The sequence below is a fragment of the Microvirga tunisiensis genome (assembly GCF_009296175.1).
Lineage (GTDB): Bacteria > Pseudomonadota > Alphaproteobacteria > Rhizobiales > Beijerinckiaceae > Microvirga > Microvirga tunisiensis.
Window position 1 is genome coordinate 1 of the sequence record NZ_VOSK01000686.1, and the last position, 1,704, is coordinate 1,704.

Annotated in this window: 1 protein-coding gene; it reads left to right on the forward strand. The window is 65.3% G+C overall.

Features of this window, described 5'->3' with window-relative positions:
* Window positions 1-64 precede the first annotated feature (64 nt).
* Window positions 65-1,672 carry an IS66 family transposase gene (locus FS320_RS42865; RefSeq protein WP_152718582.1) on the forward strand — a complete coding sequence of 536 codons (1,608 nt, stop codon included), beginning with the start codon at window positions 65-67 and terminating at the stop codon, window positions 1,670-1,672.
* The last annotated feature ends 32 nt before the right edge of the window (window positions 1,673-1,704 follow it).

A 1,704-nucleotide genomic window follows, 5' to 3' on the forward strand; every position in this document is an offset into this window, starting at 1 on the left:
GTGATCGGGGCAGTTTGGGGGGCGAGCGATTCCCTCAGAAGAGTATCTGTGATTCAACAGATGCATGTCGGCGCCATCCTCTGATTCCGCCAAGCCCCTGTCCCAGAAGGCGATGCGCCAACTGGTCTCGGATTTGGCCGGCAAGATCGATCGCCTGGAGCAAGAGGTCGAGCAACTGCGCCTCGACAACAGCAACCTGCGCCTCGACAACAAAGCCCTGAAGGACGAGATCGCCCGGCTCAAGAACCTGCCGCCGCGCCCGCCGTTCAAGCCCTCCGGCATGGAGAAGGCCACCCAGCTGCGCCCTGCCGATCCGGGCCGCCGCCCCGGACGCGGGGCCAAACGGGATCGGGTCACCCGCGAGGTGACGATCCGGGTGGAGGCTCCGCCTGGCTCGCGCTTCAAAGGCTACAAGATGGTCACCCGACGGGAGCTGATCGTCGCTGCCGAGGTGGTGCGCTACAAGCGCGAGCGCTGGCTCACACCCGAGGGCCAGACCATCATCGCGCCCTTGCCAGAGGGGATCGTGGGCGGGTTCGGGCCCGGCGTGCGCCGGTTCTGCCTGGCTCTGCACACGCAAGGCCAGGTGACTACCGAGCGCCTCACCGATCTGCTGAACGGCATCGGCCTGTCGATCTCCAAGCGCGAGGTCGTGCGCCTGCTCACCTCGGATCTGGAGCCGTTCGCGCAGGAAGACCACGCGGTCCTGCAGGCGGGCCTGAACTCCTCGCCGTACATCACCGTCGACGATACCGGCGCGCGCCATGCCCGCCGCCCCGGAGTGACCACGCAGATCGGCGGCGAGCGCTTTTGCGTCTTCCGCACCAGCCGATCAAAATCGCGCCTGAACTTCCTGTCACTGCTGCGGGGTGGTTGCGAGGACTACGTCGTCAACGAGGCCGCGCTGGACTACCTGCGCCGGCAGCCGGTCGAGGCCGCCGTGATCGCGCGGCTGGCGGCGCATCCAGACCAGGTGTTCGCGTCGCAAATGGAGTGGTGGCTGCATCTATTGCAGTGCTCGATCAACATCTTCGACCGGCCGCTGCTGCAGTCGCTGAACGAAGCCGCCACCTGGGGTGCGCTCCGGCATCACGGGCTGATGCAGAACACCGTCGTGGTCTCCGATGATGCCGGCCAGTTCCGCATCGGCCAGCACGCGCTGTGCTGGGTTCATGCCGAGCGGCACCTGCAGAAGCTGATGCCGGGCTCGCCCAAGCAGGTGAAAGCAGTGGAGCTGGTCCGCGAGGCGATCTGGTGTTTCTATCGCAGTCTGAAGCTGTGGAAGCAAAGCCCCTCACCGGGCGGGGAGAGGGCCTTTAGGCGGCAGTTCGACAAGATCTTTGGCCTGCACACGGGCTACAAGGAACTCGATGAGTTGCTGGCTCGCCTGGCGCGGCGCAAGGGCGAGTTGCTGCGGGTGCTCGAGCGCCCGGAGATCCCGCTGCATACGAATGCCTCCGAGAACGACCTGCGCGCCTGTGTGATCAAGCGCAAGATCTCCGGCGGTACGATGAGTGCGGATGGCCGTGTGGCAAGGGACGTGATGCTGGGCTTGCTGAAGACCTGTCGCAAGCTCGGGCTGTCGTTCTTCGACTATCTTGGGGATCGCCTCGGGCTGAATGGGGATCAGCCGAAGATCCCACCGCTCGCAGTTCTTGTGACTCAAGCCTAAGGCGGGTTCGCCCCCCAAACTGCCCCGATTAC